This is a genomic window from Coriobacteriia bacterium (assembly GCA_030652115.1).
Classification (GTDB): domain Bacteria; phylum Actinomycetota; class Coriobacteriia; order Anaerosomatales; family Anaerosomataceae; genus UBA6100.
This window is the reverse complement of the sequence record JAUSBK010000001.1, coordinates 154,240-179,214: the sequence shown is the minus strand read 5'-3', so window position 1 is coordinate 179,214 and position 24,975 is coordinate 154,240. Positions and strand designations below refer to the sequence as shown.

The window sequence follows — 24,975 nt, the reverse complement described above, 5'->3', positions numbered from 1 at the left end:
CGGCGTACCGCTTGACGCTAGCATGCCGTATACTGTGCGTGGTCGTCGTCTGTGAGGAGGGCTTGTGCTTGACGTACCGGCTCAACCCGTCGGAAACGAGGGGAACACGGCTTGTGTACTGGCCGTGGTGAACCAGAAGGGCGGCGTCGGCAAGAGCACCACTTCGGTGAATCTGGCCGCCACAGTTGCTGACCTGGGGAAGCGCGTCCTGCTCGTTGACCTCGATCCGCAGGGGAATGCAACCTCCGGGTACGGACTCGACAAGAACCAGCGTGAACAGTGCGTGTACGACGCGCTTCTGGGAGACGTGCCGATCGAGCAACTCATTGAGCCTGTGGGGGTTCAGGGCGTTTTCGTGGTCCCCTCAACCATTCAGCTCGCGGGAGCCGAAATCGAACTCGTCTCCGCGTTCAGCAGAGAGACGAAGTTGAAGCAGGTTCTCAGCCCGGTTCTCGGCGATTTCGACCTCGTGATCATCGACTGTCCCCCGTCGCTCGGCCTGCTGACAATAAACGCGCTCACGGCGGCAACGGGAGTGCTCATACCGGTCCAGTGCGAGTACTACGCACTTGAGGGGCTCACGAAGCTCCTCGAGAGCGTTCGTCTCGTGAAGACCCATCTGAATCCGGGCCTTGAGGTCTTCGGAGTGGTGATGACGATGTTCGATGCTCGAACGAAACTGTCACAGCAGGTCGTCAATGAAGTCCGCGACTTCTTCGGCGAGCAAGTGTTCGCGACACTCATCCCCCGCAGCGTTCGGCTCTCGGAGGCGCCAAGCTTCGGGCAGCCGGTGACGCTCTACGATCCCAACGGGCGGGGAGCCGAGGCATACAGGAATCTGGCGGAGGAAGTGATCGCTCGTGTCTAAACGCGGTCTGGGTAAGGGACTATCGGCGCTGATCCCGGGAGCTGGCCAAGAGGTCGGCGGCGAGGTCCTCGAGCTCGATGTGCGGGAGATCTCACCCAATCCACTGCAGCCACGAACCGACATCGGGGAAGACCAGATAGCGGAGTTGGCTGACTCGATCAAGAAGGTTGGCGTGCTTCAACCGATTATCGTTCGGCCGGACGGAACGAGCTATCAGATCATAGCCGGTGAGCGGCGGTGGCGTGCCGCTCAAGCGGCGGGCCTCCAACGCGTTCCGGTGAGAGTTATGGTGACCACGGAGACAGAGGCGCTCGCCCTCGCGCTTATCGAGAACCTGCAACGCGAGGACCTGAACCCGATCGAAGAAGCTCGCGGGTACCGCCGTCTGATCACTGAGTACGAGATGACGCAGTCCGAGCTTGCAGACCGGGTCTCTAAGTCACGCTCTGCAGTGACGAACACTCTCAGGCTCCTCGACCTGCCCGAGGACATCCAAGAGCTCCTCTACGACGGGAAGCTCTCCGCCGGCCACGCACGGGCCATACTGTCTGTCAGCGACGACGACCGTCGCCATACGCTCGCGCGCAAGTGCGTGGACGAGGGGCTGTCGGTGCGGGAGGCCGAGAGTCTGGCGAAGTTGCTGGCCGCTGGCGCGTCAATCCAGCACCATCGCCCGATCGCCCCGAAGTCCTACAAGGTAGTGGCGCGGAAGCTCAGACGACTACTTATGACAAATGTAAGAGTTCGACAGACGGCGAACAAAGGCAAGATAGAAATCGATTTCCAGGATGAAGCGGAACTCGAGCGCATCATGCGCGTACTGACAGAGGGCGCTGAGTCCGCTCCGGAGAGTGGGGGAGACGCGTGACCAACAAACGGCTTGATTATTTCCTGATCGGCGTCTTCGTTGGAGGTCTCCTTGGCGTGGTCGTCGGACTACTCTTCGCGCCAGAGAGCGGCGTGCGGACGCGCCAGAGGATCGCAGGGGAGGCGACGAAGGTGGCGGACGCTGCCCGTCACGCAGCGGAGCGTGCTGAGTCGGTCGCCGAGACCTTCGGCGTGAAGATGGACCACTACCTCGGCCGAGACGAAGAAGTGGCGTGGCGCAAGGTGCAAGAGATCAGGGAGGGCGTGCAGCGGTATTCGCGTACCGTCATGTCTTCGTGATGTCAGGGGCTCGCGGTAGGCTCCTCAGCGAGGAGGAGCAGTGCCGCTTGAGCTGATCACAGGGCCGGCGAACGCCGGCGTCACAGAACTCGTCCGAGCGAAGCTGGTCGACCGCGCTCGTTCGGGCGACCGGACGCTACTCCTGGTACCGTCTGGTCCCGATGTTTCACGTGTCACGCGCGAGCTGGCAGCCGAGATCGCCCTCGGGATCGGCGTCCGTGCATTCGACAACCACCTGGATGCCCTGTGGGCGGCAGTCGGTGATGGCCGGGCGATCGTGACGAGTGTACAACGGCTCATAGTGCTGGAAGAATCTGTCAATCTGTGCGCGCCTGCGTGGCTTGCCGACTCAGGACGGACGACCAGCGCGGTTCGGATGCTGGCCCGAATCGTGCAGCGTGCCGCAGAGTCGCCGAATGGGATCTCATCAGAGGGTGTCGAGGGTGTCGCCGCAGACCTGCTTCATTGCGTGTCCGTGTACGAGTCGACGCTGCGGCGGGCAGGGTTCATCGAGCGAGGCGAGGCACATCGGCTCGCCGGCAAGCGCCTCGGCGAGATGGATCCGCCTGCCCTGATCGCCATCAACGGCTTCAGCGGACTCACCCGGGCACAGGAGCAGTACGTTGTGAATGCAGCTGCTCGGACCGATGTGCTCGTGGGCCTGACGTACGACCCTGGAGTTCCGGCCACGGCGTCCGCGGGCTCTCTGGCCGACCGACTCACCCAAGTAGGGATCGCGTGCGTTCTGCCTCCGCGTGGCGACGACGGGGCACCGGATGAACTAACGCGCATCGAGCGTGCGTTCGGCCTGCCCGGAACGCCGGACGTCCGGGCCGACGGTGCTGTTGTGCTGTCGGAGGCCTGGGGAGAGGCAGCCGAGGCGGGGCGGATCACCCGCGAGGTGCAGGATGCCCTCCGTGGGGGCGTGTCACCAGGGCGCGTAGCGATCGTCTTCCGCGACCCGGCCGCTCACGCGCGGGCGCTGCGAGCGATGCTTGATGAGGCCGGAATATCCGCCGAGTACGACATGAGCGTACCGCTGGCGTCTACGGGCCTCGGCCGTACACTGCTCATGTTGTTGGAGCTCGGGGGGCCGTGCGCCTCGTACGAGCAGCTCCTCGACGTGCTGCGATCGCCCTTTGGCCCGGCGAGTGATGCCGCACTCGACGAGCTCGACGCCCATGCCCGGCGGACGCGCTCCCGAGACCCGCAATCGGCGGAGGCACGGCTGCGCCGCCACAGCCCCGGGGATGCGACGTTCATCTCCGAGGCCCGCCGCGCGCACCGGGACGCCGGCATGGGCAGCTCGGAGCGCCGGTGGTATCGGCTGGTCGCGGGAATGATGCGGCGGGCACACGGCTCCGAGGCGTCGACGGACCCCGACCTGGTGATGGATGCAGCTGCAGCCCGGGTCTTCATCGACGCAGTCCGCAGCGTGAATGCACTCGGCCCGTCAGGCGGAGCCGCCCGCGCTCTGGCAGCCGCGCTTCGTGAAGCCCAGGTGGCCCTGGCGACGGCGGATCGGCCGGACCATGTTCAGATCGTGAGTGCAGAGCGTGTCCGTGGGCGGCGTTACGACTGCGTGATCATCGGCGGCCTGACGGCCGGCGAGTTCCCCCGCCTCACCCATGAGGACGCGCTGTCGGCGCCGGGGATCGCGCGGGCATTCGAGCGGGCGGGGATAGACATGTCGCCCCGGAGCGACCTCGAGGCCGAGCGTCTTCTGTTCTACCTCGCTGCGACACGAGCCTCGGAACGGCTCGTCTTGAGCTGGCAGTCTCACAGCGCCGATGGACAGCCCCTGCGCCGCTCGGTCTTCGTTGACGAACTGCTGGACCTCTACATGGACCCGGTATCCGGTGAGTGGTATGCGGACGCTCCGCCGCTCCGCACGCTGGGACTCGACGGCTCATCCCTGCATCCCGCAGGGCCGGAGACCTGGCGTCGGACACTGCGAGCACGCGCCTCCCAGGGTGCGGGGACTGGCGGGGACGAGGCGACCATCGCCGAGGCACGGCGACGTGCGGTGCGCGGCAAAGACCCGACTTCGGATGCGGTCCGCCGCGCCACGGCCGAACGTCAGGTCTTCTCGCCGAGTGAGATCGAAGCCTACCTGCAGTGCCCGTTCCGCTGGTACGTGGGGCGTATCGTGGCGCCGCATGAGCTGGACGAGCGCTTCGATGCGTCGGCGGCGGGGCTGCTCGCCCATGACGTCCTGAAGCGCTTCTACGACGCCTTCACCGAGCGGAGCGGACTCGGACGGGTGACGCCGGACTCGCTCGCGCTCGCCCGGACGGTTCACGAAGAGGTCGCCAACGCAGTGCTCGAGCAAGCGGTTGCGGTCGGCGCTTCGGAGACGGCGGCGGCGCGGGCGGCGGCGCTCGGGACGCTCCGCGTGGTCGAGGCCGATGCAACGCTTCTCCCGGGATTCGAGCCCACCTGTCGCGAGTGGACTTTCGGGTTCGGCGATGGGGATGAACCGGAGCCTTTCGTGGGCTTCTCGCTCAAGGGCCGCATCGACCGCATCGACGCATCGGCGCACGCGCTCGTGGTCAGCGACTACAAGCTCGGCAGGGTGGAGGCCGAGCGCGGGGTCGCGAAGTTCGAGTCCGAGGGACTTGTGCAGCTTCCGCTCTATGCGGCCGTCGCGTCGCGCCGACTCGGACGTGCGGTTGCGGGTGGCCTGTACCGCTCGGTGCGTGGCGGGAAGCCTCGTGGCTTCATCGACGAGGCGCTGTGCGACGGCGGGTTTGTGCGGACGGACGCAATCCCCGGGGCGAGGACCGAGGAGGTCCTCCAATCGGCGATCCACCGCGCGGCGGAAGCCGTCGCGAGGATGCGCGAAGGTGACATCCACGCCGAGCCACGGAGCGGCTTCTGTCCTGCCTACTGCCCGGCGCGGTCGTTCTGCCCCGGTTGGAAGGAGCGCCGTGGCGGACCTCGATCGTGAACAGACGGCGGCTGTGACCGCCGGGCCGGTAGACCTCTTCATAGAGGCGGGAGCCGGATCGGGCAAGACACGCGTGCTCACCGCTCGCTTCGTGAGCGCGGTGCTGGGGGAGCCACCCTACGTTGCGTGCGACCCGCGCGCGTTGCCGACCGTGACCTTCACCGACAAGGCGGCCGGCGAACTGGCCGAGCGGATACGGCGGGCGCTCAGGGCGGGAGGGGACGCCTCGGCGGCCCGGGTACTCGGCGAGGCATGGATCTCGACGATTCACGGCATGTGCTCACGCATCCTCAGGCAGCACGCGTTCGCTGCGGGAATCGACCCGCAGTTCACGGTCCTCGACCAGGTCGAGGCGTCCGTGCTCGAGGACGTGGCGCTTGAGGCAGCAATCGAGGAGCTGCTGGAGACGAAGGACAGTGCGGCCGCTCTGCTGGACATCTACGGTTACGGCACGGTCGTCACGGCGGCCCGCTTGGTCCGGGCGAGTATCCGGGCGCTCGGCATGACGATCGCCGACGTCGTCACCATCGCTCCCGAAGACGCTGTCACCCGCCTCGCAGAGTGCGCGGTCGCCCTTGAGGACCTCGCGGCGGGAATCCTGGAGTTGCGGCAGACGCCGTCGGTGACCGTGAACGCCTCCGTCGCTTCGGCGGCAGCAAAGATGATCGCCGATGCGTTGGCCGCCCGGACGGTTGACGGGTGCGCGCTCACGATTCACCTGAGCACGGGCGGGCTGCGCCGTGTCCCAACCGTCGACGGCCATGACGAGCTGTTGGAGGCTGTTCGCGAGTGCATCGGCGAGGGCCGCGCCGCAGCTGCCCAGATCGCCGTCGGAGCGCACGAGACCGCCTTCATCGAGCTGCTCAGACTGCTGGAGGTGCACTACTCGCGGCTGAAGCGGGACCGCGGGTCGCTCGACTTCACGGATCTTGAAGTGGAGGCCGCGCGGCTGCTCGAAACGCGGCCAGAGATCGCCGAGGAGTACCGCTCACGCTTCGCAATGGTCATGGTGGACGAATATCAAGACACCAACCGGCTGCAGGCCCGTTTCATCGGGCAGCTGACCAAGAACAACCTGTGTACCGTCGGGGACGAGAACCAGTCGATCTACCGCTTCCGGCACGCCGACGTCGGCGTCTTCCGGGAGCGCTCGTCGCGGGCGGCAGCCAGCCAGCGCCTCGACACGAACTACCGGACCGCCGCATCGCTTCTCGAGGTCACCAATCGGCTGTTCAGCCAACCGGCGCTGCTTGGATCCGCGTTCATGTCACTGCGTCCCTCGCCCGACAGGTCAGATGTCGCCGCCGAGTACGCGGGTAGCCCCCGGTTCGAGGCGCGCCTCATCGACTGGTCCGAGCCGAAGGGTCGCGACCCGCACGAGGTCGAGGCGGAGTGTGTGGCCGAGCGCGTGTCCGAGCTCATCGATGCGGGCGTGGAACCCGGCGCGATCGCCGTCTTGATGCGCGCGCTTGCGCGCGGACGCGGCACGAAGGTCGAGCGGGCCCTGATCGCCCGGGGCATTCCGGCACACCTGGCCAGCGGAGGGGCGTTCTTTCAGTGTCCGGAGGTCGCGGAAGCCCGGGCCTTGCTCGAGGTGATCGACAACGTCTGGGATGACGCAGCCATGACGGTCGTACTCGCGGGACGTCTGTGCGGACTCTCGGCAGATGCGCTTGTGCGCGTGAGGGCCCATGTCGACGAGATCGCCGTGGGGACTGGCCGCCGGCAGTCCGAGGCGCACTTGTGGGAGGCGCTCGCAAGTCCCGGACTCGAGCTGGCAGATCCCGACGCAGGAGCAGTCAACCGGCTGTTGGGAGCGGTCGGCGCGGCGCGGGACCTCCGGGGCATGCGGCCGCTCGCAGACACGGTGACCCAACCGCTGCTGGATCTTGAGGCTGATCTCGTGCTCTTCGCATCGGGACGCGGTGGTGCGCGAGCATGGTCCAACATCCTGAAACTCGCGCGTCTGGCCAGCGAGTACGAGACGGCATCGACGGGCGACCTCGGCGGATTCCTCACGTACCTGCAACTGCGGGAGTCCCACGCGCCGGGCGAGCAGGAAGCGATTCTCGACGGTGAGTCGGACGCGGTCCGCGTGATGAGTATCCATGCGGCGAAAGGCCTTGAGTTCCCGGTCGTGGTGCTCGCCGGGCTTGGCAGTGGTGGCGAGGTTCCCGGAATCGCGATCGAGCGCATAGGCGAGCGTCCGCTCCTCGGCATGGAACTGCGAACACCCGATGCCACGTTGCCCACCATCGGCTCGCAGACGGTACGAGCAGCTGCTTCCGAGGCAGCGGACGAGGAGTCCGTTCGGCTCCTCTACGTGGGATGCACGCGTGCGGAGGAGTCGCTGACCATCGTCACGAGAACCGACCCTACCAAGGATGCCGAGAGCTCCCTTGGTGGACGGGTGCGGCAGGCGCTCGGTCTTGGTGTCGCCGATAGCATTCCGGACGGCACGACCACGGTGTACGGGGGCGGGGCGAACGTGACGCTCCTGCAGCCACCGGAGCAGAGGAGCGATGCCGCGAGCGCCGCAGCATGCGCGCTCACGGGGCCGGACGATTCCCCGGTCGAACGAACGCCGGTGCCCGAAACCGCGGCGCAGACCGCGCTTCCGGCAGCCGAGGCGCCGCAACAGGTCTCGTACTCCGGGCTTGCGACCTACCAGCGCTGCCCGTACCGCTTCTTCCTTACGAGCGTGGTGCACCTGCCGGCCCCGCCTGCGATGCAGGGCGGTGATGCGCTCGCTTTCGGTAGCGCCGTGCATGCGGTGCTCGAGGGCCTCCGCTCGCCCGATGCGCAAACCGGGGAGCCGGTGGCCGCTGCGGCCCGGGCTGCCAGCCTCGAGCGCGCCTCGGTTCGCCGGCTGCACGAGGCTGTTGCTGCGTACCTGGCCTCTCCGGTCGCAGCCGACGTGTTCGCCGCCGACCGCGTGATACGCGAGGCGCCCATCGCCGTGCCGCTCGGCGCAACCGTCCTTGCGGGCGCGATCGACGCGATCGCGTGGAACGACGACCGTGCTCTGATAGTCGATTACAAGACGGGCACTGCGCCGCTGTCGGGTGCCGAGGCGGCGGAGCGCTATCGGCTGCAAGGAGAGTGCTACGCGCTTGCCGCGTTCGCCGTGGGAGCCGCGTCGGTGCGCGTTGTGTTCGCGGAGTTGGAGCGCGGGCGGGAGACCGCCTACGAGTATGGACAGTCCGATCGTGAGCGGATCGAGGCGGACGTGCGGGCGATCGTTCGACGCATGGCCGACGAAGGGTATCTGCCGCGGGAGACCTACGAACGCGAGCTGTGCGAGACCTGTCCCGGTCTGGGCGGGATGTGCCCGGTCACGCGTCCTTCGGACGGTGGCGCTGGGTGAGCTGACCGCAGGCCGCCTCGATGTCGGTGCCGCGCTCGACGCGGACCGAGGTTTCGACGCCTGCGGCTGTGAGGATCGCCGCAACCTCGGCCACATGCGAATCGGCGGGCCGTCCGGCGCTCGTGCCGGCAACCGGGTTCACCGGGATGAGGTTCACGTGGCACATCCAGCCGCGCGCGAACGCCAGGAGCGCCGAGACCTCGGCGGGTGTGTCGTTCTCTCCGGCGATCAACGCGAACTCGAGCGTCGGTCGGCGGCCGGTGCGCTGCGTGTAGTCGATGAGCGTCGCCTGCAGCAGGCCGAGCGGCCAGCGCCGCACGCCGGGCATGATGCGGTCGCGGGTCGACTGGACCGCCGAGTGGAGCGACACAGCGAGGGTGAACTGCTCGGGCTCGCGGGCAAGCGCCTCGATACCCGGGATGACGCCGCAGGTCGAGACCGTGAGGTGGCGCGCGCCGATGCCGAGCCCCTCCTTCGCGTTCATGAGCCGGAGGCCGCCGAGCGTGGCCGCGTAGTTGTTGAACGGCTCGCCCTGACCCATGGCGACAGCATTCGAGGCGCGCATACCGAAGTCGGCCGCCACGAGCGCGACTTGCCAGGCCATCTCACCCGGCAGCAGGTCACGGACGAAGCCACCCCGGCCGGTAGCGCAGAAGGAGCACCCGATCGCACATCCGGCCTGGGTACTGAAGCACACCGTGAGCCGGTCGCCCGCAGGGATTCCCACGCTCTCGACCAGTACGCTGTCGGCCAGCTGCCAGAGATATTTGCGCGTGCCGTCGGCCGAGTGCTGCACTTCTGTGGGTGTTGGGTGCTGCAGTGTGTAGCGCGACGCAAGCTCCGCACGTAGGCCGGCGGGCAGATCCGTCATCGCATCGAACGACTGAGCGAGCCGGGCGTACAGCCAGGCGACCATCTGGGCGCGGCGGAACGCGGGTTGACCGAGTTCCGTGAGCGCGCCGGACAGTCCGACGGCGTCGAGCGAAGCGACGTCGGTGGACGCGGGTTGCGCCACGCTAACCCTGAGCCTTCTTGAAGCCGTCCCGATGCTGTCGCTCGTAGCCGCCCACAGCACGGAAGTACTGCGCGATCTCGGCGTGGCCCTCTTCCTCGGCGATCCGGGCGAACTCGGGATACATCTCGGTCGTCTCGTACTCCTCGCCCTCGTAGGCGGCGGCGAGATTCTTGGCGGTCGTGCCGAAGGCACCCATGTACGCGAGGTGGCCGAGGGCGTGCGCGGTCTCCTCGGTTGCCGCGTGGTCGAAGGCGGCCTTGGCTGCGTCGTTGCCTTCGAGCTCCGCGATACGAGCGAACAGCGTGTAGCGGCGGTTGGCCTGCGACTCGCCGGCGAAGGCTGCCTTGAGGTTCTCAAGCGTTCTGGTGCCGGTGAGATCGCCCGGACCCTCAGAGGGCAGGAAGAACGACTGCGGCGCGCCGCAGACCGGGCAACGCTCGGGTGCGGGACCCACATGCAGGTAGCCACAGCCCTTGCAGCGATACATCTCGACCATCGGGACTCCTCTCACGGGATCTGACCGGCCGGAGCCGGTGTTGACCATTCTACCGCGGCGTCCCTGCGACCGCGTTCCATCGCACCACTCGTCCGTCAGCGTCTGCCGTTTGGCGGGCTGCCCGGTCGGGATTGCGCCGGCTGGGGTACGTTGATGCTGCGCACCTAGGGGCATGCCGGCGACGCGCCGGTGACAGAGAGGGGTGGTTGCATGAGGAAGCGGTTGCTGCTCGCTATCGTACTCGCACTCGTGATCGTATCGATGCCGGCAGTCGCGTGCGCGCTCCCGTCGATGCCGAGTGCCACGTTCGGCTCCTCGTCCGGCTGCGGCTGCCACGCAGCGCTCCTCTCGCAGTGGCAGGAGTCGATGCACGCCAAGGCGATCACCGACCCCCTGTACCTGCTCAAGCTGAAGGAAGCCGAGGAGGCCACCAACGGCGCCCTCGGTCCCTTCTGCAATGGGTGCCACGCGCCGATCGCGGTGATGGCTGGTGAGCTCACGAGCCTCGATCAGTCCGGTGTCTCGAAGGTCGGCATGGAGGGCGTCACCTGCGACTTCTGCCACCAAGTGAACGGCACCGAGGGGGCGCTCGGAAACACGTCTACGGCGGTGACCGGCGACGGGATCAAGCTCGCGCAGCTGCGGGATCCGCAGGCGCCGCATGCGGCGGCGTACTCGCCGTTCCACGAGACCGCCGAGTTCTGCGGCAACTGCCACAACGTCGACCACCCGGGCAACGGCATGCACCTCGAGGCGACGTACTCGGAATGGAAGAGCGGCCCCTACGCCGCCGAGGGAATCGTGTGCCAGGACTGCCATATGACGCCGGGCGCGGGCGTGACCAAGCCGAATCCCGGCAAGGCCGCGAGCATGGGACCGGACCGGGAGCACATCTACACGATGACCTTTGCCGGCGGCAATGTGGGCCTGGGTGACGCGGCTCTGGCCGAAGAGCGGCTCAAGGCTGCAGCCGAGCTTGAGATCGACGTGCCTGACGTGGTCGAGAGCGGCGAGGTGGCCGTCACAACGACGATCACCAACGTCGGCGCGGGCCACTATCTGCCCACCGGTCTCACCGAGGTGCGGCAGATGTGGCTCGAGGTCGTTGCTACTGATGGGTCAGGCACGGAGCTCCTGAGCGAGCGCCGCGAGTTCGGCAGCGTGCTCAAAGACGCGGACGGCAACTACCCCGCGGAGCTGTGGGACGCGGTCGACTTCCAGAGCGACGACCGGATCCCCCCCCGCGAGTCGACGTCGAACGACTACTCCTTCCCGATGGCCACCGACGCGGTGACGGTGACGGCTACGCTCTACTACCGCTCGTGCTCGGAGGAGATGGCCGAGAAGGCGGGCGTCGAGATTCCCACGACGACCATGGCCGAGGTCACCAAGACCGTCTATCCGACGGCGGAGGCCAAGGCCGCGGGCGACGCGGCTGCCGATGAGGCCGAAGAGGACGACGGTGGCCCGGGCGGCTCGACGTGGCTGCTCGTCGTCGCGGCCGTCGTGGCCGTGGCTGTGGTGATCGCGATCCTCATGCGCAGGAAGAAGTAGGCGCACGAAGCACGCGGAGAGTAGCAGGGGCGCCCCGAGGGGCGCCCCTGCATCATGTCGGCACTGCCGTGCGAACGCCTAGCTGGCCGTGTCGTTGGTCGGCTTGGCGCCAATGGTCATGTCGATCGTGGTCTCCGCGCCGTCACGCCACAGCGTGATGGTGACCTGATCGCCCACCGAGCGCTGACGGACCTCGAGGATGAGGTCGTCCATCGAGCGGACCCGATCATCATCCACGGCCACGATCACATCGGCCGGGCGGATACCCGCCTTTTCGGCCTCGGTGCCTTCGGTGATCTCGACGACGTAGGCGCCCTCGTCAACAGGGAGGCCCTCCTCCTCGGCGAAGTCGGGCGTGACGGTCTGACCGAGCACGCCGAGGAACGGCGTGTCCACGGTGCCATCGCCGATGAGCTCGTCAGCGACCTGCGCGGCACGGTTGATCGGGATCGCGAGCGCCACGCCTGCCGAGCTGCCGGTCTCGGTGTAGATCGCGGCCGGTATGCCGATGAGCTCGCCGTCGCTGTTGAGCAGCGCGCCACCCGAGTTGCCCGGGTTGATCGCGGCGTCGGTCTGGATGGCGTCCACGTACGGATACTCGCCCTCGTCGCCGCCGAAGTCGGTGATCGACCGATGGAGCGCCGAGACCACGCCCGAGGTGACCGACTGCTCGAAACCATAGGGCGATCCGATCGCGACGACCAGCTCCCCGACGACGAGTGCCTCCGAGTCGCCAACACTGATCACGGGGATCTCCGCATCCACGTGCACGACGGCGATGTCGCTCTCGCTATCGGATCCGACCAGCTCAGCGTCGTAGCTCTCGCCCTCGGAGTCGGTCACGGTTATCGTGGCAGCGCCCTCGACGACATGCTCGTTGGTGAGGATGTACGTGCCGCCCTCCTCGGCGACCTTGTACGCGACTCCCGAGCCCTCGCCCTCGACCGGGACGTCCGGGTGGGTGGAGGGAAGACCGCTGCCGGAGCTATCGCCGGCCGTCACGTAGATGTCGACGACGCTTGGCAGCCCGACGGCCGCCACGGCTGCGACCACTTCATCGGTTTCACCGCTCACGAGCTCGACCTGGGTGGTGCCGCCGCCGTCCGCGCTTTCGCCCTCGGACTCCGTCAAGCTCAGGCCGCTGTATGCGAGATAGCCGCCCGTGACACCCGCGAGGCCGCCGATCAGCAGCGAGGCGATCACCGCGATCGCGATCGGTGCGGCGTGCGAATGCCGTGAGGGCGTCGCACCGGCCACGGGGCTGGGTTCCGCTGCCGGCTCCGGGATGGTCGGCGGTGCGGGTTCGTACGGTGGTGCAGGTGCGGCGAAGCCTGCCGAAGCAGCAGGCGAGGTATCGGCTGTGCCGCCGATCGGTTCGTTCGTGACGTTTTCGTTACCGTCCATGTCCATTGTGTGTCCCTTTCTCCGCGGTCACATCACGCGGTAAGCCAATACTACGCCGGGATGGTGCTCGCCAGGCTCTCGTAGGCCAGAATCCACGAACTCTCCACACCACGGCGGTTCACGTTGTCGGGCTGCGCCCGCTCGACTAGACTGGCGCGGAGAGCCAGGGAGGGGAGCGAACACGTGTCAGATGCAGACGACATCGCCGGACTCGAAGCCGACACCGTGAGGGACCCGGACGAGAGCAACGCACCGGTAGCCGACGGCGCACCCGGCCCTGAGGAGACCGACTCGCCGGACGCGGAGACCGGGCCGGACGCCGACGTCGTTGCGCCCGAAGAGGCACAGCCCGCACCCGCACCCACACCCGCACCCGCGGTGGACTCCGCCGACGCCGCGCTGGTCGAGGCGGTCGGCGGCGGGCTCACCTGGATTCCATTCGCGTGCTATCTCGGTCTGTGGATCGTGCTTGCCGGGCTGTCCGCATACTTCCTCTATGGCGCATCCCCCGACCAGCCGGCGCGTTGGATGCCGGAGTACGTCCCGTTGCTGTGGTCCGGGGTCGGTCTCACGGCGCTCGGCCCGATCCTTTCGGTGGCGGTGTGGCTGTTCGCCCGGGCACGCAGGCCGAAGTCCGCGCGCCGCGGGCTCTTCGCCTCGGCGATGACGCGTGGTGCGCTGGTCGCGTTCTTCGGCGTGGCGATCTGGGTCGCCACACTCTTCGTGCTTGAGATCGTCGCGGTGGGAGGCACTCTCTGATGTCGCGTTCCGCGCGACAGATCGCCGTCCTCATGGGCGGCCGCTCGGCCGAACGAGAGGTGTCGCTGAACACGGGAGCGCAGGTAGCGGGCGCCCTTGAGGAGCACGGCCATCAGGTCGTGTGTCTGGACACGGACGACCTCGGATTCATAGAGCGTCTGCGTTCCGGCGGCTTCGATGTGGCGTTCATCTGCCTGCACGGCCGCTTTGGCGAAGACGGGACGATTCAAGGTCTGCTCGAGATCCTCGGCGTTCCCTACGTGGGCTCTGGCGTTCTTGCGAGCGCGCTCGCAATGGACAAGGTAGCGTCCAAGCACATCTTCGCCGCCTCAGGGCTGCCGACGCCGGCGTCGATGGCCTTCACCGAGATGCCCGAGGACGCCGCGGCGGTGAATGCAGCGCTCGGGACGAAGCTCGTGGTCAAGCCCGTGAGTGAGGGGTCATCGGTGGGCATGTCGATCGTGCATACACCTGAGGAGCTCCTGCCGGCGCTCGAGCTGGCGTTCAAGCACGACAAGGCCGTGCTGGTCGAGGCCTTCATCGCAGGTGCCGAGGTAACGGTCGGTGTCATCGGCAATCGGGATCTCACCGCCCTGCCCACACTCGAGGTAGTGCCGGAGCACGAGTTCTACGACTATGAGTCGAAGTACGTGCCCGGCATGAGCCGGCACATCATCCCGGCGCGCGTGAGCGAGATAGCCAGGGCCGAGTGCCAGCGCGTCGCGATCGAGGCGCACGTCGCCCTCGGCTGTCGAGGGATGTCGCGCGCGGACACGATCGTGTCGGACGAGGGTGTGGTCTATCTGCTCGAGGTGAACACGATTCCCGGCATGACCTCGACCAGCCTGCTGCCGGACGCTGCGCGCGCGGCGGGGATCGAGTTCCCGGACCTGTGCGACCGGCTCGTGGAACTCGCGCTCGAGCGCTAGCTGATACCGTCCGGCTTGATCAGCGGCAGATCGAGCACGAACCGCGTGCCTTTCGCGTCGTCGTCCACGAACGCGAGCCCTCCGTGTGCCTCCGCGACGACCCGGACGATGTAGAGGCCGAGTCCCATGCCGGGCGTGGTTTGCGGCGCCGCTCCCCGTGCACCGCGCTCGAAGATCGTTTCACGTTCGTCGTCCGAGAGTCCGGGGCCATCGTCCTCGACGCTCACGACAGCCCGATCGTTGTGGGCGATCACGCCAACGCGCACCTGCCCTTCGGCCGGTCCGTACTTGAGGGCGTTGCCGACGAGATTAGCGATGGCCTGTTCCAGACGCACGGGGTCGCCGAGCACCGCCACGCCGGGTTCGAGCGAGGTGACGATCTCCTGTTCGGCGCCCATCTGCAGCGACGTCGCGATGCCCTCCACGAGCACGGAGAGGTCGACGGGCCGCATGACTCTCGGCGCGAACACGGTCTCTGCGCGAGTGGCATGCAGAAGGTCGTCGAGGAGGCCCTCCATGCGCTGTGCGGCCCTGCGCGCGCTGTCGATGGCGGTGGTCCTGCGATCCCCGTCGAGCGGTCTGTCAAGGATGTCGAGGTAGCCACGCACCACGGTGAGCGGGCTGCGCAGGTCGTGCGAAACGAGCGACAGGACCTCCTGGCGCAACGCTTCGAGCCGTCGCTCTTCCGTGATGTTGCGCGCGGAGATGACGTAGTCGACGGCCATCGGATCGATGAAGGCAATGCTGAACTCGATCCACCGGTCGGGCTGTTCAGGGGCGACGCACCGGGCCACGACCGGCGTCTCGAAGGCCTGTCGCGCGATGCTGAGGAGCTGCAGCGGCGCGCCTTCCTCGTCGAAGAGCTGGATGCCGGTGAACAGGCCGTCCGGCGCAGCGCGGAGCAAGTCCCCCAGCTGCAGTCCGAAGAAGTGCGCGGCTGCCGGGTTGGCGATCTCGACGACCCCGCCGCGCACGAGGATCTTCACTTCCGGCGACTCCTCGACCACGGTACGGAACGCCCGCTCTGCTGCGAGGGCCTGGTCGCCCGCCTCGATAAGTTCCGACTGGTTGATGCGCAGCTGCGTCATCAGGTCGGTGATGACCTCGCCGAGCTTGGCGTAGTCCGTCGGGAGGCCCGGTTCCACCAGCAACCCCTCGTCTGTGCGCAGGCCCTGAAGCGCGAGATACCCCTGGTCCTGCAGGTACGCGACGAAGCGCTGGAGCGGTCCGACGATGCTACGACCGAGCGCCGTGGCGAGCAGGTATGCGACGCCGAGAACGACCACGCCCAGTCCGAACGGCACGAGGACGACGGTCCACGCGCGGCCCTCACCCAGCCAGGGGTCGGGCTGGCTGATCTCGATCACGAGGGTGGAGCGTCCATCAATCCCGCTCAAGGCCCCGCGGATCAGGAGCATCCCGGCGTCGACACGGCTCAGCGCGATCCTGTAGCCGTGAGGCGGAGAGACCGCGTTCCAGCCGCCGCCTTCCTCCGGCAGTGACTCGACAGCGACTACCGTCGTGTTGCCTCCGTTACCAGAAGCGAACCAGTCCGGGGAGATCGTGCGAGCGACAGCGACGAAGCCGACCGAGCTCCCGTTCACGCTTCCCACCACGGGTCGTATCGCCACGATCGCCGGACCTGTGGGGAGTGTCATGGGCCCGCGAGCGCCGTCCGGGTTGCGGTCGGCAAGCTCGGTGAGCGAACGCAGGTCGTCCTCGTCGCCGGACGAGCTGATCACGGTGCCGTCCGAGTCCATCCACAGCACCGCCGAGGCCGACGCATGGTTCTTGAGCCATGGGTCGAAGCGGTCGTCTATGAAGGCCGCGTCAGGACCGGTCGTCTGCTGGTAGAACTCGTCGGTGTCCGTCAGCGCAAGAACGAGTGCGTCGAGCTCGCGCGCCCGCAAGTCGAGCTGGGTGCGCGCCTCGGTGAGTTGGCCTTCGGCTCTGACGGTCGCCAGGGACCGAGTGTAGTAGGAGAGGCTGACGCCGATGATCGTCGCGACGAGGATGAACACCACCGCAGCCGCGAGCATGATGCTCGTGGTGAGGCGTGCCCCCAGGCGCGCGGGAACCAGCTTGTACAGCCACCCGTTCCGAGATGTCGTGCGACCCGCCATCGTTCCCCTCAACAGCCGGCGTGAACCGTGCGACCCCAACACGCACGGACACCCTCAGTCTACCGCTCCGTCTGACAGCGGCGTGCATGCATCTTCGGCCAGACTCCGGCCGGTCGGTGTCGCAGCGAGTCCTCCCAGCGCGGTCTCGCGCAGGCTTGGTGGCAGACTGCGCCCAACCTGCCCCATCGCAACAACGACTTCGTCGAACGGGATGGGGAAGCACACGCCCGCGAGGGCGAGCTCGATCGCCGAGAGGGCGACGGCCGTTCCGGTGGCGTTGCGCATCACGCACGGCAGTTCGACGAGCCCGCCGACAGGGTCGCATACAAGTCCGAGCTGCGCCTGCAGCGCGATCGCTGCCGCGTGCCCGCAGGTCTCCGGGTCGGCACCGTACAGCTCGGCCCCTGCCGCGGCAGCCATGGCCGACGCTGCCCCGATCTCGGCCTGACAGCCACCGGCCGCTCCTGAGAGACTGGCCCGGGCGGCGATGACCGCCCCCACGGCTCCCGCGGCGAACAAGGCGTTCACGAGCGCGTCGCGCGACGCGTGACGGGACTTTCCGAGGGCGAGCAAGACGGCGGGGAGCACGCCGGAGGCTCCGGCGGTAGGGGCGGCCACGATGCGTCCCATGCGCGCGTTGGTCTCGCCCACGGCGAGCGCATCGGCGAGCGCGTCACGAAACGGCTGTCCGAGGAGCGCCGGCCCGTCGGCGACGCGTGCGGCATCCCCTCCGGTGAGCCCTGAGCGCGAGCGTTCGCGGTGTGAGAGGCCCGTTGCCACGGCCTCCTCCATCACCCTGAGCTCGGCATCCATCGCCGCTCGCAAGTCGGCGGCAGACCGTCCGCTCTCGTCGCTCTCGAGCGCGAGCGCCGCCGCTCCCAACGAACCGTGCGTGCGTGCCGCCTCGGCAAGCGCGGCGAACGTCGTGTGCGCCATCGGTGCCCTCTCGGATCGGGGTCCGTTATGGATTGTATCCCGACGGGCGGGCCGTCGGCGTCACGAGCATCCGGGACACGGAAGTTGACGGAATCGCCCGCCGCACTTAGTATGAGCAATCACTTGCGATTAGTACCGACTAACTACACGAGGAGACTCACCCATGACATCCCGCCATCACCACGGTCAGAGCGGCGCAGGCGGCGGTCGGCGCGCGGGCTTCGGCCGCACGATCGAGGACGCGCACACGCTGGCGGCGCTCCGTCCCGGCGCGCGTGCCACGATCGAGCGCATAGACTGCCCGCAGGCGCGCGCTCAGGCACTGCGGCTCGGCATGGGCGAGGGCGCGACCGTAAGCTGCATCACCTCGATTCCCGCCGGGCCTGTCGTTCTGCGGTCTGGCCGGCAGGAGGTCGCAGTCGGCCGCGGTCTGGCTCGCCGCATCCGCACCGGCGGGGAGGTGGCGTAGGCGATGAGCACCTGCCGCACGCCTGTCGCCACGGAGGTGCGGGGCACGTCACCGACGCTCGTGCTTACCGGCAACCCGAACGTGGGCAAGTCGGTGTTCTTCAACCGTCTCACCGGCACCTACGTCGACGTCAGCAACTTCCCGGGCACGACCGTGGAGATCATGCGCGGGCGTCACGGCGACCGCGAAGTCCTCGATACGCCCGGTGTCTACGGTGTCGGGTCTTTCAACGACGAAGAGGCTGTCGCGCGCGACGTCATCCTCGACGCCGACTGTGTGGTGAACGTGGTCGATGCCGCACATCCCGAGCGGGACTTCTTCCTGACCCTGCAGCTGGTGGACATGGGCCTGCCGATCATCGTGGCGCTCAACATGGCCGATGAGGCCAGGGCGCAGGGGGTGGCCATCGATCGGGACCTGCTCGAGGACCTTCTCGGCGTGCCCGTGGTCGAGACGGTCGCGGTGGACGGCGCCGGCTTCGATACGCTGCTGGCCCGACTGCCCGAGGCCCGACCGGGACACAGCGACCCCGTGCTGGAGACGGACTTGCTGCCTGTGGCCGCCCTCGTCGGCAGCCGCGCCGCGGCGCTCCTCGTTCTTGAGGGGGACGAGACCGTTGCCGGTCGTCTCGGCGTAGACCCCGGCGATCTTCGTGACGTCATCTACACCCGCCGAAGAGCCCGCGTGGACGACATCGTTGGCCACGTGCTGTCGGCGTCAGACCAAGGCCTGTCGCTCGCGACGCGGATCTCGCGCATCATGCTCGAACCGCTGACGGGCATCCCGCTCCTGCTGGGGCTGCTTGCCGCCGTCTACGTGGTCCTCGGACAGTGGATCGCGGGCGGGGTGGTGGGCTTCACCGAGGGAACGCTCATGGCCGGATACTGGGAACCGTTCGTGCGCTCGCTCGTCGAGTCGTTCTCGGTCCCCGGGACGGCGCTGCATACCTTCCTTGCAGGCGAGTTCGGCGTGCTCACGATGACGCCCACCTACCTCATCGGCGTCATCCTGCCGCTCGTGGCCGGCTTCTACCTGCTGATGGCGCTCCTCGAGGACTCTGGCTACCTGCCGCGCATCGCGGCGCTGGCCGATCGCGCGCTCACAGGCCTCGGCCTGAACGGGCGCGCGGTGATCCCGCTCATTCTCGGGCTCGGGTGCGTGACCATGGGCACGCTCACCACGCGGATCCTCGGCTCGAAGCGCGAGCGCTTCATCGCCACAGCGCTAATGGCTATCGCGGTGCCGTGCTCGGCGCAGATCGCGGTGATCGCGACTCTGATGGGGAGAGTCGGCGGCTGGTATGCGGCCGCCTACCTGGCGGTCCTGCTCGTCATCTTCGTAGGAGTAGGGACGCTGCTGAACCGGCTCACGCCGGGTGCGTCGACCGATCTCCTGATCGATCTTCCGCCGCTTCGTCTGCCGAGGATCGGCAACGTGGTCAAGAAGACGGCCATCAAGGTCTGGGGCTTCATGCGCGAGGTCGCGCTCTTCTTCCTGGCAGGAGCGACGCTCATCTCCGTGCTGGACCTCACCGGTGCCCTCGCGGCGATCCAGGCGACTGCGACACCGCTCACAGTCTCGTGGCTCCACCTTCCGCCTGAGGCCGCGACGGCGTTCGTGATGGGCTTCGTGCGGCGCGACTTCGGGGCCGCAGGGTTCTTCGCCATGGATCTCTCGGCGGTGCAGCTTCTGGTGGCGATGGTGACGATCACGCTCTTCGTACCATGCATCGCGAGTATGATGGTGATCCTCAAAGAGCGTGGCTGGCGATACCTGCTGGGGCTGTTCTCGGGTTCGGTGGGCTTCGCGTTCCTGCTCGGCGGACTGCTGACCCGGGCGCTGGAGGTGGTCGCGTGAGCCGTCGGACACCGTCGGACGCACCTGCACGGCGGGCAACCCCGTGCCCGGTCTGCGGGCTTCTGGCCGAAGGGGTGCGCTGTCCGCGCTGCAATGCGTTCAAGCTCACCTCGTGCTCGGGCGCGTGCTCTTCATGCCGGTCGCGCGAAGGGTGTGCCACGCGGTAACATCCTCCGCATGGCCGACGACATCCTCATACGACCTGCCGGGCCCACGGAGGCGGGCATTCTGGTCGAGCTTCGGGGGCGCATGCTCATCGAGCTCGGCGCCGACGACCCCGGCCGGCTGGCCGAACTCGCCCGGGTCTCGATCGAGTGGTCCGACGCCGCACTTGCCGATGGGCGTCTCGCGGGGTGGATAGCCGAGCGTGATGGCCTCGTGATCGGAGGCGTCTCGATGACGCTCTCGTCGACGTTGCCCCAGTATCGCTCGCTCGCGGGCAGGGTGGCCTCCATCTACGGGTTGTACGTGGATCCGGCCGAGCGCGGTCAGGGCATTGCAGCCCGTCTGGTCTCCGCGGCAGTCGCGTACGCACGCGAGCGGGAGTGGGATCTCGTGACGCTTCACGCGGCCGACAAGGCGCGTCCCATCTACGAGCAGCTCGGCTTCAAGCCTACGTCGGAGATGCGCATCGAGTTGGCCGAGAACGCGCCACGACGACTGGGCGCTTTCGGTGCCAACGGCGGCCTGCCGGGGTGTCGCCGCTCCTAGACCGAAGGGATCGCCCGCACGCCGATCACGCCGTCGACCCCTGCGAGGCTTGCGACCACGTCTTCGCGGACGATGCTGTCGGTCTCGATCACCATGAGCGCACGCGCGCCGCGCCGCTCCCGGAAGACCTGCATCGACGCGATGTTGATCGCCTCGGCGGCAAGGCCGGCCGAGACCGACGCCACCACGCCCGGCTGATCGTGATGGATGACGCCGAGCGCCGGCAGCTCGCCGGTGAGGAGAACCGGGAAGTCGTCGATGAGCGTGATCTCGACATCACCCGCGCCGACCGACGAGCCGCGCACGAGCACACGCTCTCCAGCCTCGGTCTCGATGAGCATCTCCGCCGTGTTCGGATGCACGTCGCCGAGGTCGGCCGCGGCGAAGGTCACGTGCATGCCGGCCGCCGACGCCAGTGCTCGTGCTGTGGGGATGCGCGTGTCGTCCGGAGCGAGACCAAGCAGTCCCGCAATGATGGCGAGGTCGGTTCCGTGGCCGCGACCGGTGGACGCAAACGACCCGTGCAGGGTCACCTCGGCCGAACGCACCGGAGCTCCCGCGATTGCCCGGGCAAGCGCGCCTAGCCGCACCGCACCCGCGGTGTGGCTCGAACTCGGACCGACCATGATCGGTCCGACGACATCGAAAATGCTTCGCTGGCGCGCCATTCGCTTATTGTAGCGCGACCGGTTGTACGCTCCGAGCGTGAGGGCGTATGCTGTCCGAGCGCTCAGGCGCTGTTCAGGCAAGCATGCGGAAGGACGATCATGGAAGAAAGCACGGAGAACGGCACGCAGACCACCGCTTCACCGAACCGCAACATCGTGATCCTGCTCGTCGTCATCATCGTTCTGCTGGCGGCGGCGGTCGCGTACTTCGTGTTCGCCGACGGGGGCACCGGTACCGGCACGACCACCGACACGACCACGGGGGACACTTCGGGCTCGATGACCACCACGGGCACGATGAGCCAGGACGTCGCATTCGACGCGGCGACCGCCACCGTCGTCGAGGAGGGTGTCACGCCCGAGCAGCACGTGACCGCGTACTTCGACGCGGTGCTCGCGGGTGACTACACAACCGCGTTCAAGATGCTTCCCACGTCCAAGCAGGCCGAGTACGGTGACGAGGCCGCGTTCGCATCGCAGCTGACGGGCTACGGCATCACATCGTTCACGATCGACTCCACGGTCGAGAACGGTGAGGAGACCGAGGTGACCGCCACTGCGGCCATGCCGGGCGGCAACTTCAGCTACCTCTGGACTTTTGTGAAGGACGGCGACAACTGGCTCGTGAAGTCGCGCACCCTTCCGGGCATGAACTAGCCCGCGATCGACCGTACTGACAGAGGCGACGTCCCTTCCCGGGGCGTCGCCTCTTCCTTTTTTGAGGGGGCCGAACACGGTGAGATCCCGTTGAGATCCGGGTCATACGGCCGTGCTACTCTTCGGGGCATGGTCACCGAGCCGATTTCGTCCTTCCTTCAGCCAGGCACCGACTCCGACATCGCGGGGGCGTATGCCACGCTTGCCGCGCGCGCCCTCGAAACGGTCTACGGCTTCGAGGACGAGGTGGTGATCCTCGACCTCGAGACCACTGGTTTCGATCCCGTACGCGACGAGATCATCGAGGCCGCTGCGCTCATCGCTCGCGGCCCCGAGGTGCTTGGCCGGTGGAGCACGCTCGTGCGCCCGGTCCGGTCGATCCCGCACGAGACGACGCAACTCACCGGCATCGACGATGCGATGGTGGCCGATGCTCCGCCCGTCGAGCAAGCCCTTGCGGAGTTGGCGGCGTTCGCGGGCGCGCGCACGCTCGTCGCGCACAATGCCGCGTTCGACAGGGCGTTCCTCGAGGCAGCCGATTCGGTCTCGGCGGGGTTGCGCGGGGTGTGGATCGACTCTCTCGAGGTGGTCAGGCTCGCGCTCCCTCGGCTGAAGTCACACCGGCTCGCCGACATGGCGCGGGCATTCGGGTGCGATACCGGCCACGAGCACCGCGCCACCCACGATGTTGAAGCGCTCTTCTCCGTCTGGCGCGTTGCGCTCACCGCCTTCGGCGATCTGCCTCCGGGCATGCTGCACGAGCTTGCGCGTCTGGCTTCGGCAGTGCCGGGGTGGCAGCTCGGCCCGCTGCTCTCGCACCTCGCAGCAGGAGCGCCCGCGAAACCGTTCGACTTGCGGCAGCTCCGCACGGACAGGCTCCGTGCCGAGCGCCTCGAAACGCTCTCGGACGCGTGCGAGACCTCGATCAGCGCGCCGGAGACCTGTGAGGTCCTCGCCGAGTTTGGACCGGACGGCGCGGTGGGTCGCATGTACGACGGCTACGAGCCACGCGAGGAGCAGGCGCGGATGGCCGAAGCGGTGCTCGAGGCGTTCGGCTCGGCGCGATGCGCCGCTGTGGAGGCCGGCACCGGTGTGGGCAAGTCGGTCGCGTACCTGCTGCCGGCGGCGCGCTTCGCGCAGCGCAACGGCGTACCGGTCGGCGTGGCGACGAAGACCAACACGCTCATGGACCAGCTCATGTACCGCGAGCTGCCGCGGCTCGCCGAGGTCCTCGGAGATGAACTCAGGTACACCGCTCTCAAGGGCTACGAGCACTACCTGTGTCTGCGTAAGCTCCAGCGGCTGCTCGATGCGCCCCGGGATGCCGAGACCGCAGCCGCACTGGGCATGCTCGTCACGTGGGTGGCGCAGTCGTCGTGGGGCGACAAGGAGGCGATCAACCTTCACTGGCCGCCGCCTCTCAAGCCGCAGGTACTGGCGTCGTTCGCGGACTGCACCAAGAAGCGGTGCCGCTACTACCCGAACCACTGCTACCTGCACGGCGTGCGCCGTCGGGCCGGCGCGGCCCACATCGTGGTGACCAACCACGCGCTGCTCTTCCGGGACCTGATGACCGACGGTGGCATCCTGCCGCCGATCCGCCACTGGATCGTGGACGAGGCGCATGCGGCGGAGGCCGAAGCACGCGATCAGCTCTCCCTCGGCGTAGGATGCGCGGAGGTGCGCGGGCTGCTCGGTGGCCTGCACGCAAAGGGCCGGGGCGGATTCCTGAGCGCACTCAGGGCGAAGGTCGGGCTCGAGGGCGCGGACGGCCTGGCCGCCACGCTCGGCATCATCGATGAGATGCGGGAGCTGGCCGAGCAGACGGCGACGATTGCCGCCTCGTTCTTCGACTTCGTGAAGGATCTGGGGCTGGACAGTGCCAGCGCGTACGATCGCACCGAGCTGCGCGTCACCGGCGAGCTCAGGGAGAGTGGCGCGTGGGGTACGGCGGCGGGGGTGGGCCGCTCGCTCGCGAAGCGGCTGGAGGCGCTCCTCGAACGAGGGCGGGCGCTCGTGACGGCGCTCGAGGCATCATCTGAAACGCTGGCCGAACAGCGGGCCGACCTCGTCGGCCAGCTCTCGGGAATCGCGGAGCAGCTGTCGGGGCTGGTAGCCGTCCTCGACGGCACCGACGATTCGTACGTCTACTCGGTCACCGTGGATCGCAGGCGCGACCACTCGGCGGAGCGGCTCGACGCGTTCTTGCTCGATGTGGGCGAGGCGCTGGCGGATCAGCTGTACCCGAAGGTGTACTCGGTCGTGTTCACGTCGGCAACGATCGCGGCGGGCAGCGACTTCTCGCACTTCGAGCGCGCCGTCGGACTCGATCGATTGGGACCGGGCGGCTATCGCACGCTCCGGCTCGAGAGCAGCTACGACTTCGAGCGGCAGATGGCGGTCTTCGTGCCCACCGACCTGCCCGAGCCGTGTCAGCCCGGTTCACGCGGCTACGCGGCATACGTCGACGCGCTCGCGAAGCTACTGTTCGGCGTTCACACCGCGATGGGCGGGTCGGTGCTCACGCTCTTCACCAACCGCCGGGACATGGACGAACTGTACGGCCGGCTCGCCGCGCCGCTCGAGCGCGAGGGACTGCCTCTGCTCGTGCAGTCGCGAGGCGTATCGCGCAGACGGGTGGCCGACGAGTTCATCGCTGACGAACGCATGTCGCTCTTCGCCACGAAGTCGTTCTGGGAGGGGTTCGACGCCAAGGGCGACACGCTCAGGTGCGTCGTGGTGCCGCGTCTCCCGTTCGGTCCGGTGAACGATCCGGTGCTCGAGGAGCGGCGTGACCGGGACCGCGACTGGTGGGCGCATTACTACCTGCCCGAGGCCGTGCTCGAGCTCAAGCAGGCGGCCGGCCGACTCATCCGCTCGTCCACAGACGAGGGATGCCTCGTGCTCGCTGACGCTCGTCTCACCGGGCCGAAGTCGTACGCGCATCGCTTTCTCGAGGCGCTGCCGGTCCGCGATGTCGAGCACTTGCCCGCGGTGGAACTCCCCGGAGTGATCAAGGCGCGCTTCGGTCGGGAGGCATAGGTC

At 67.8% G+C, this 24,975-nt stretch carries 19 protein-coding genes; 13 read left to right on the top strand and 6 right to left on the bottom strand.

All coding sequences use genetic code 11. From position 1 onward, the window contains the following. The first annotated feature begins 64 nt into the window (after positions 1-64). From Q7W51_00950 to Q7W51_00930, 5 genes are read left to right on the top strand one after another with little or no spacing between them, the layout of a single operon-like run. Complete coding sequence (locus tag Q7W51_00950; protein ID MDO8846944.1) at positions 65-868, top strand: ParA family protein; 804 nt, start codon at positions 65-67, stop codon at positions 866-868. Next, positions 861-1,736, top strand: coding sequence for a ParB/RepB/Spo0J family partition protein (locus Q7W51_00945; GenBank protein MDO8846943.1), 876 nt, complete (start codon positions 861-863; stop codon positions 1,734-1,736). The genes Q7W51_00950 and Q7W51_00945 overlap by 8 nt, the downstream gene beginning before the upstream one ends. Then, on the top strand, positions 1,733-2,035 hold the full coding sequence (locus Q7W51_00940) for a YtxH domain-containing protein (GenBank protein MDO8846942.1): 303 nt from the start codon (positions 1,733-1,735) through the stop codon (positions 2,033-2,035). Before Q7W51_00945 ends, Q7W51_00940 begins: the two co-directional genes overlap by 4 nt. Before the next feature lie 40 nt (positions 2,036-2,075). Further along, complete coding sequence (locus Q7W51_00935; protein MDO8846941.1) at positions 2,076-4,985, top strand: PD-(D/E)XK nuclease family protein; 2,910 nt, start codon at positions 2,076-2,078, stop codon at positions 4,983-4,985. Continuing rightward, positions 4,966-8,352, top strand: a complete 3,387-nt coding sequence (locus Q7W51_00930) for a UvrD-helicase domain-containing protein (GenBank protein ID MDO8846940.1) — start codon at positions 4,966-4,968, stop codon at positions 8,350-8,352. The genes Q7W51_00935 and Q7W51_00930 overlap by 20 nt, the downstream gene beginning before the upstream one ends. Here the strand turns inward: Q7W51_00930 and rlmN are convergent. Further along, positions 8,321-9,367 (bottom strand): 23S rRNA (adenine(2503)-C(2))-methyltransferase RlmN, encoded by a 1,047-nt coding sequence (rlmN, locus tag Q7W51_00925; GenBank protein ID MDO8846939.1) that lies wholly within the window; start codon positions 9,365-9,367, stop codon positions 8,321-8,323. The genes Q7W51_00930 and rlmN overlap by 32 nt on opposite strands. A gap of 1 nt (position 9,368) precedes the next feature. Further along, the gene (locus Q7W51_00920) at positions 9,369-9,863 is read right to left on the bottom strand and encodes a ferritin family protein (GenBank protein MDO8846938.1); all 495 of its coding nucleotides are present in this window, start codon (positions 9,861-9,863) and stop codon (positions 9,369-9,371) included. 210 nt (positions 9,864-10,073) lie between these two features. Here Q7W51_00920 and Q7W51_00915 point away from each other — a divergent pair, with 210 nt between their 5' ends. After that, positions 10,074-11,417 (top strand): multiheme c-type cytochrome, encoded by a 1,344-nt coding sequence (locus Q7W51_00915; protein ID MDO8846937.1) that lies wholly within the window; start codon positions 10,074-10,076, stop codon positions 11,415-11,417. Positions 11,418-11,495: 78 nt separating this feature from the next. Here Q7W51_00915 and Q7W51_00910 read toward each other — a convergent pair whose 3' ends face one another. Next, the gene (locus Q7W51_00910; protein ID MDO8846936.1) at positions 11,496-12,821 is read right to left on the bottom strand and encodes a trypsin-like peptidase domain-containing protein; all 1,326 of its coding nucleotides are present in this window, start codon (positions 12,819-12,821) and stop codon (positions 11,496-11,498) included. 183 nt (positions 12,822-13,004) lie between these two features. Between Q7W51_00910 and Q7W51_00905 the strand changes: the two genes are divergently transcribed. Both Q7W51_00905 and Q7W51_00900 read left to right on the top strand, forming a co-directional pair. Continuing rightward, positions 13,005-13,580 (top strand): hypothetical protein, encoded by a 576-nt coding sequence (locus Q7W51_00905; GenBank protein MDO8846935.1) that lies wholly within the window; start codon positions 13,005-13,007, stop codon positions 13,578-13,580. Then, positions 13,580-14,509, top strand: coding sequence for a D-alanine--D-alanine ligase (locus Q7W51_00900; GenBank protein MDO8846934.1), 930 nt, complete (start codon positions 13,580-13,582; stop codon positions 14,507-14,509). The genes Q7W51_00905 and Q7W51_00900 overlap by 1 nt, the downstream gene beginning before the upstream one ends. Here the strand turns inward: Q7W51_00900 and Q7W51_00895 are convergent. Continuing rightward, on the bottom strand, positions 14,506-16,632 hold the full coding sequence (locus Q7W51_00895) for an ATP-binding protein (protein MDO8846933.1): 2,127 nt from the start codon (positions 16,630-16,632) through the stop codon (positions 14,506-14,508). The two genes, Q7W51_00900 and Q7W51_00895, sit on opposite strands and share 4 nt — an antisense overlap. A 54-nt stretch (positions 16,633-16,686) precedes the next feature. Next, the gene (sdaAA, locus tag Q7W51_00890; GenBank protein MDO8846932.1) at positions 16,687-17,568 is read right to left on the bottom strand and encodes an L-serine ammonia-lyase, iron-sulfur-dependent, subunit alpha; all 882 of its coding nucleotides are present in this window, start codon (positions 17,566-17,568) and stop codon (positions 16,687-16,689) included. A 163-nt stretch (positions 17,569-17,731) separates the two neighbouring features. Between sdaAA and Q7W51_00885 the strand changes: the two genes are divergently transcribed. The 3 genes from Q7W51_00885 (at position 17,732) to Q7W51_00875 (ending at position 20,605) form a co-directional block, all read left to right on the top strand. Then, positions 17,732-18,037: a ferrous iron transport protein A gene (locus tag Q7W51_00885; GenBank protein MDO8846931.1), complete on the top strand. Its 306-nt coding sequence runs from the start codon at positions 17,732-17,734 to the stop codon at positions 18,035-18,037. Between the two features lie 3 nt (positions 18,038-18,040). After that, on the top strand, positions 18,041-19,894 hold the full coding sequence (feoB, locus tag Q7W51_00880; protein MDO8846930.1) for a ferrous iron transport protein B: 1,854 nt from the start codon (positions 18,041-18,043) through the stop codon (positions 19,892-19,894). 153 nt (positions 19,895-20,047) lie between these two features. Next, on the top strand, positions 20,048-20,605 hold the full coding sequence (locus Q7W51_00875; protein MDO8846929.1) for a GNAT family N-acetyltransferase: 558 nt from the start codon (positions 20,048-20,050) through the stop codon (positions 20,603-20,605). Here Q7W51_00875 and sdaAB read toward each other — a convergent pair. After that, positions 20,602-21,273: an L-serine ammonia-lyase, iron-sulfur-dependent subunit beta gene (gene sdaAB, locus Q7W51_00870; protein MDO8846928.1), complete on the bottom strand. Its 672-nt coding sequence runs from the start codon at positions 21,271-21,273 to the stop codon at positions 20,602-20,604. The two genes, Q7W51_00875 and sdaAB, sit on opposite strands and share 4 nt — an antisense overlap. Positions 21,274-21,372: 99 nt before the next feature. Between sdaAB and Q7W51_00865 the strand changes: the two genes are divergently transcribed. Both Q7W51_00865 and Q7W51_00860 read left to right on the top strand, forming a co-directional pair. Continuing rightward, the gene (locus Q7W51_00865; GenBank protein ID MDO8846927.1) at positions 21,373-21,930 is read left to right on the top strand and encodes a hypothetical protein; all 558 of its coding nucleotides are present in this window, start codon (positions 21,373-21,375) and stop codon (positions 21,928-21,930) included. A 90-nt stretch (positions 21,931-22,020) separates the two neighbouring features. Continuing rightward, a complete protein-coding gene (locus Q7W51_00860) occupies positions 22,021-24,972 on the top strand; it encodes a helicase C-terminal domain-containing protein (protein MDO8846926.1) in 2,952 nt (983 codons plus the stop codon). Positions 24,973-24,975: the final 3 nt, after the last annotated feature.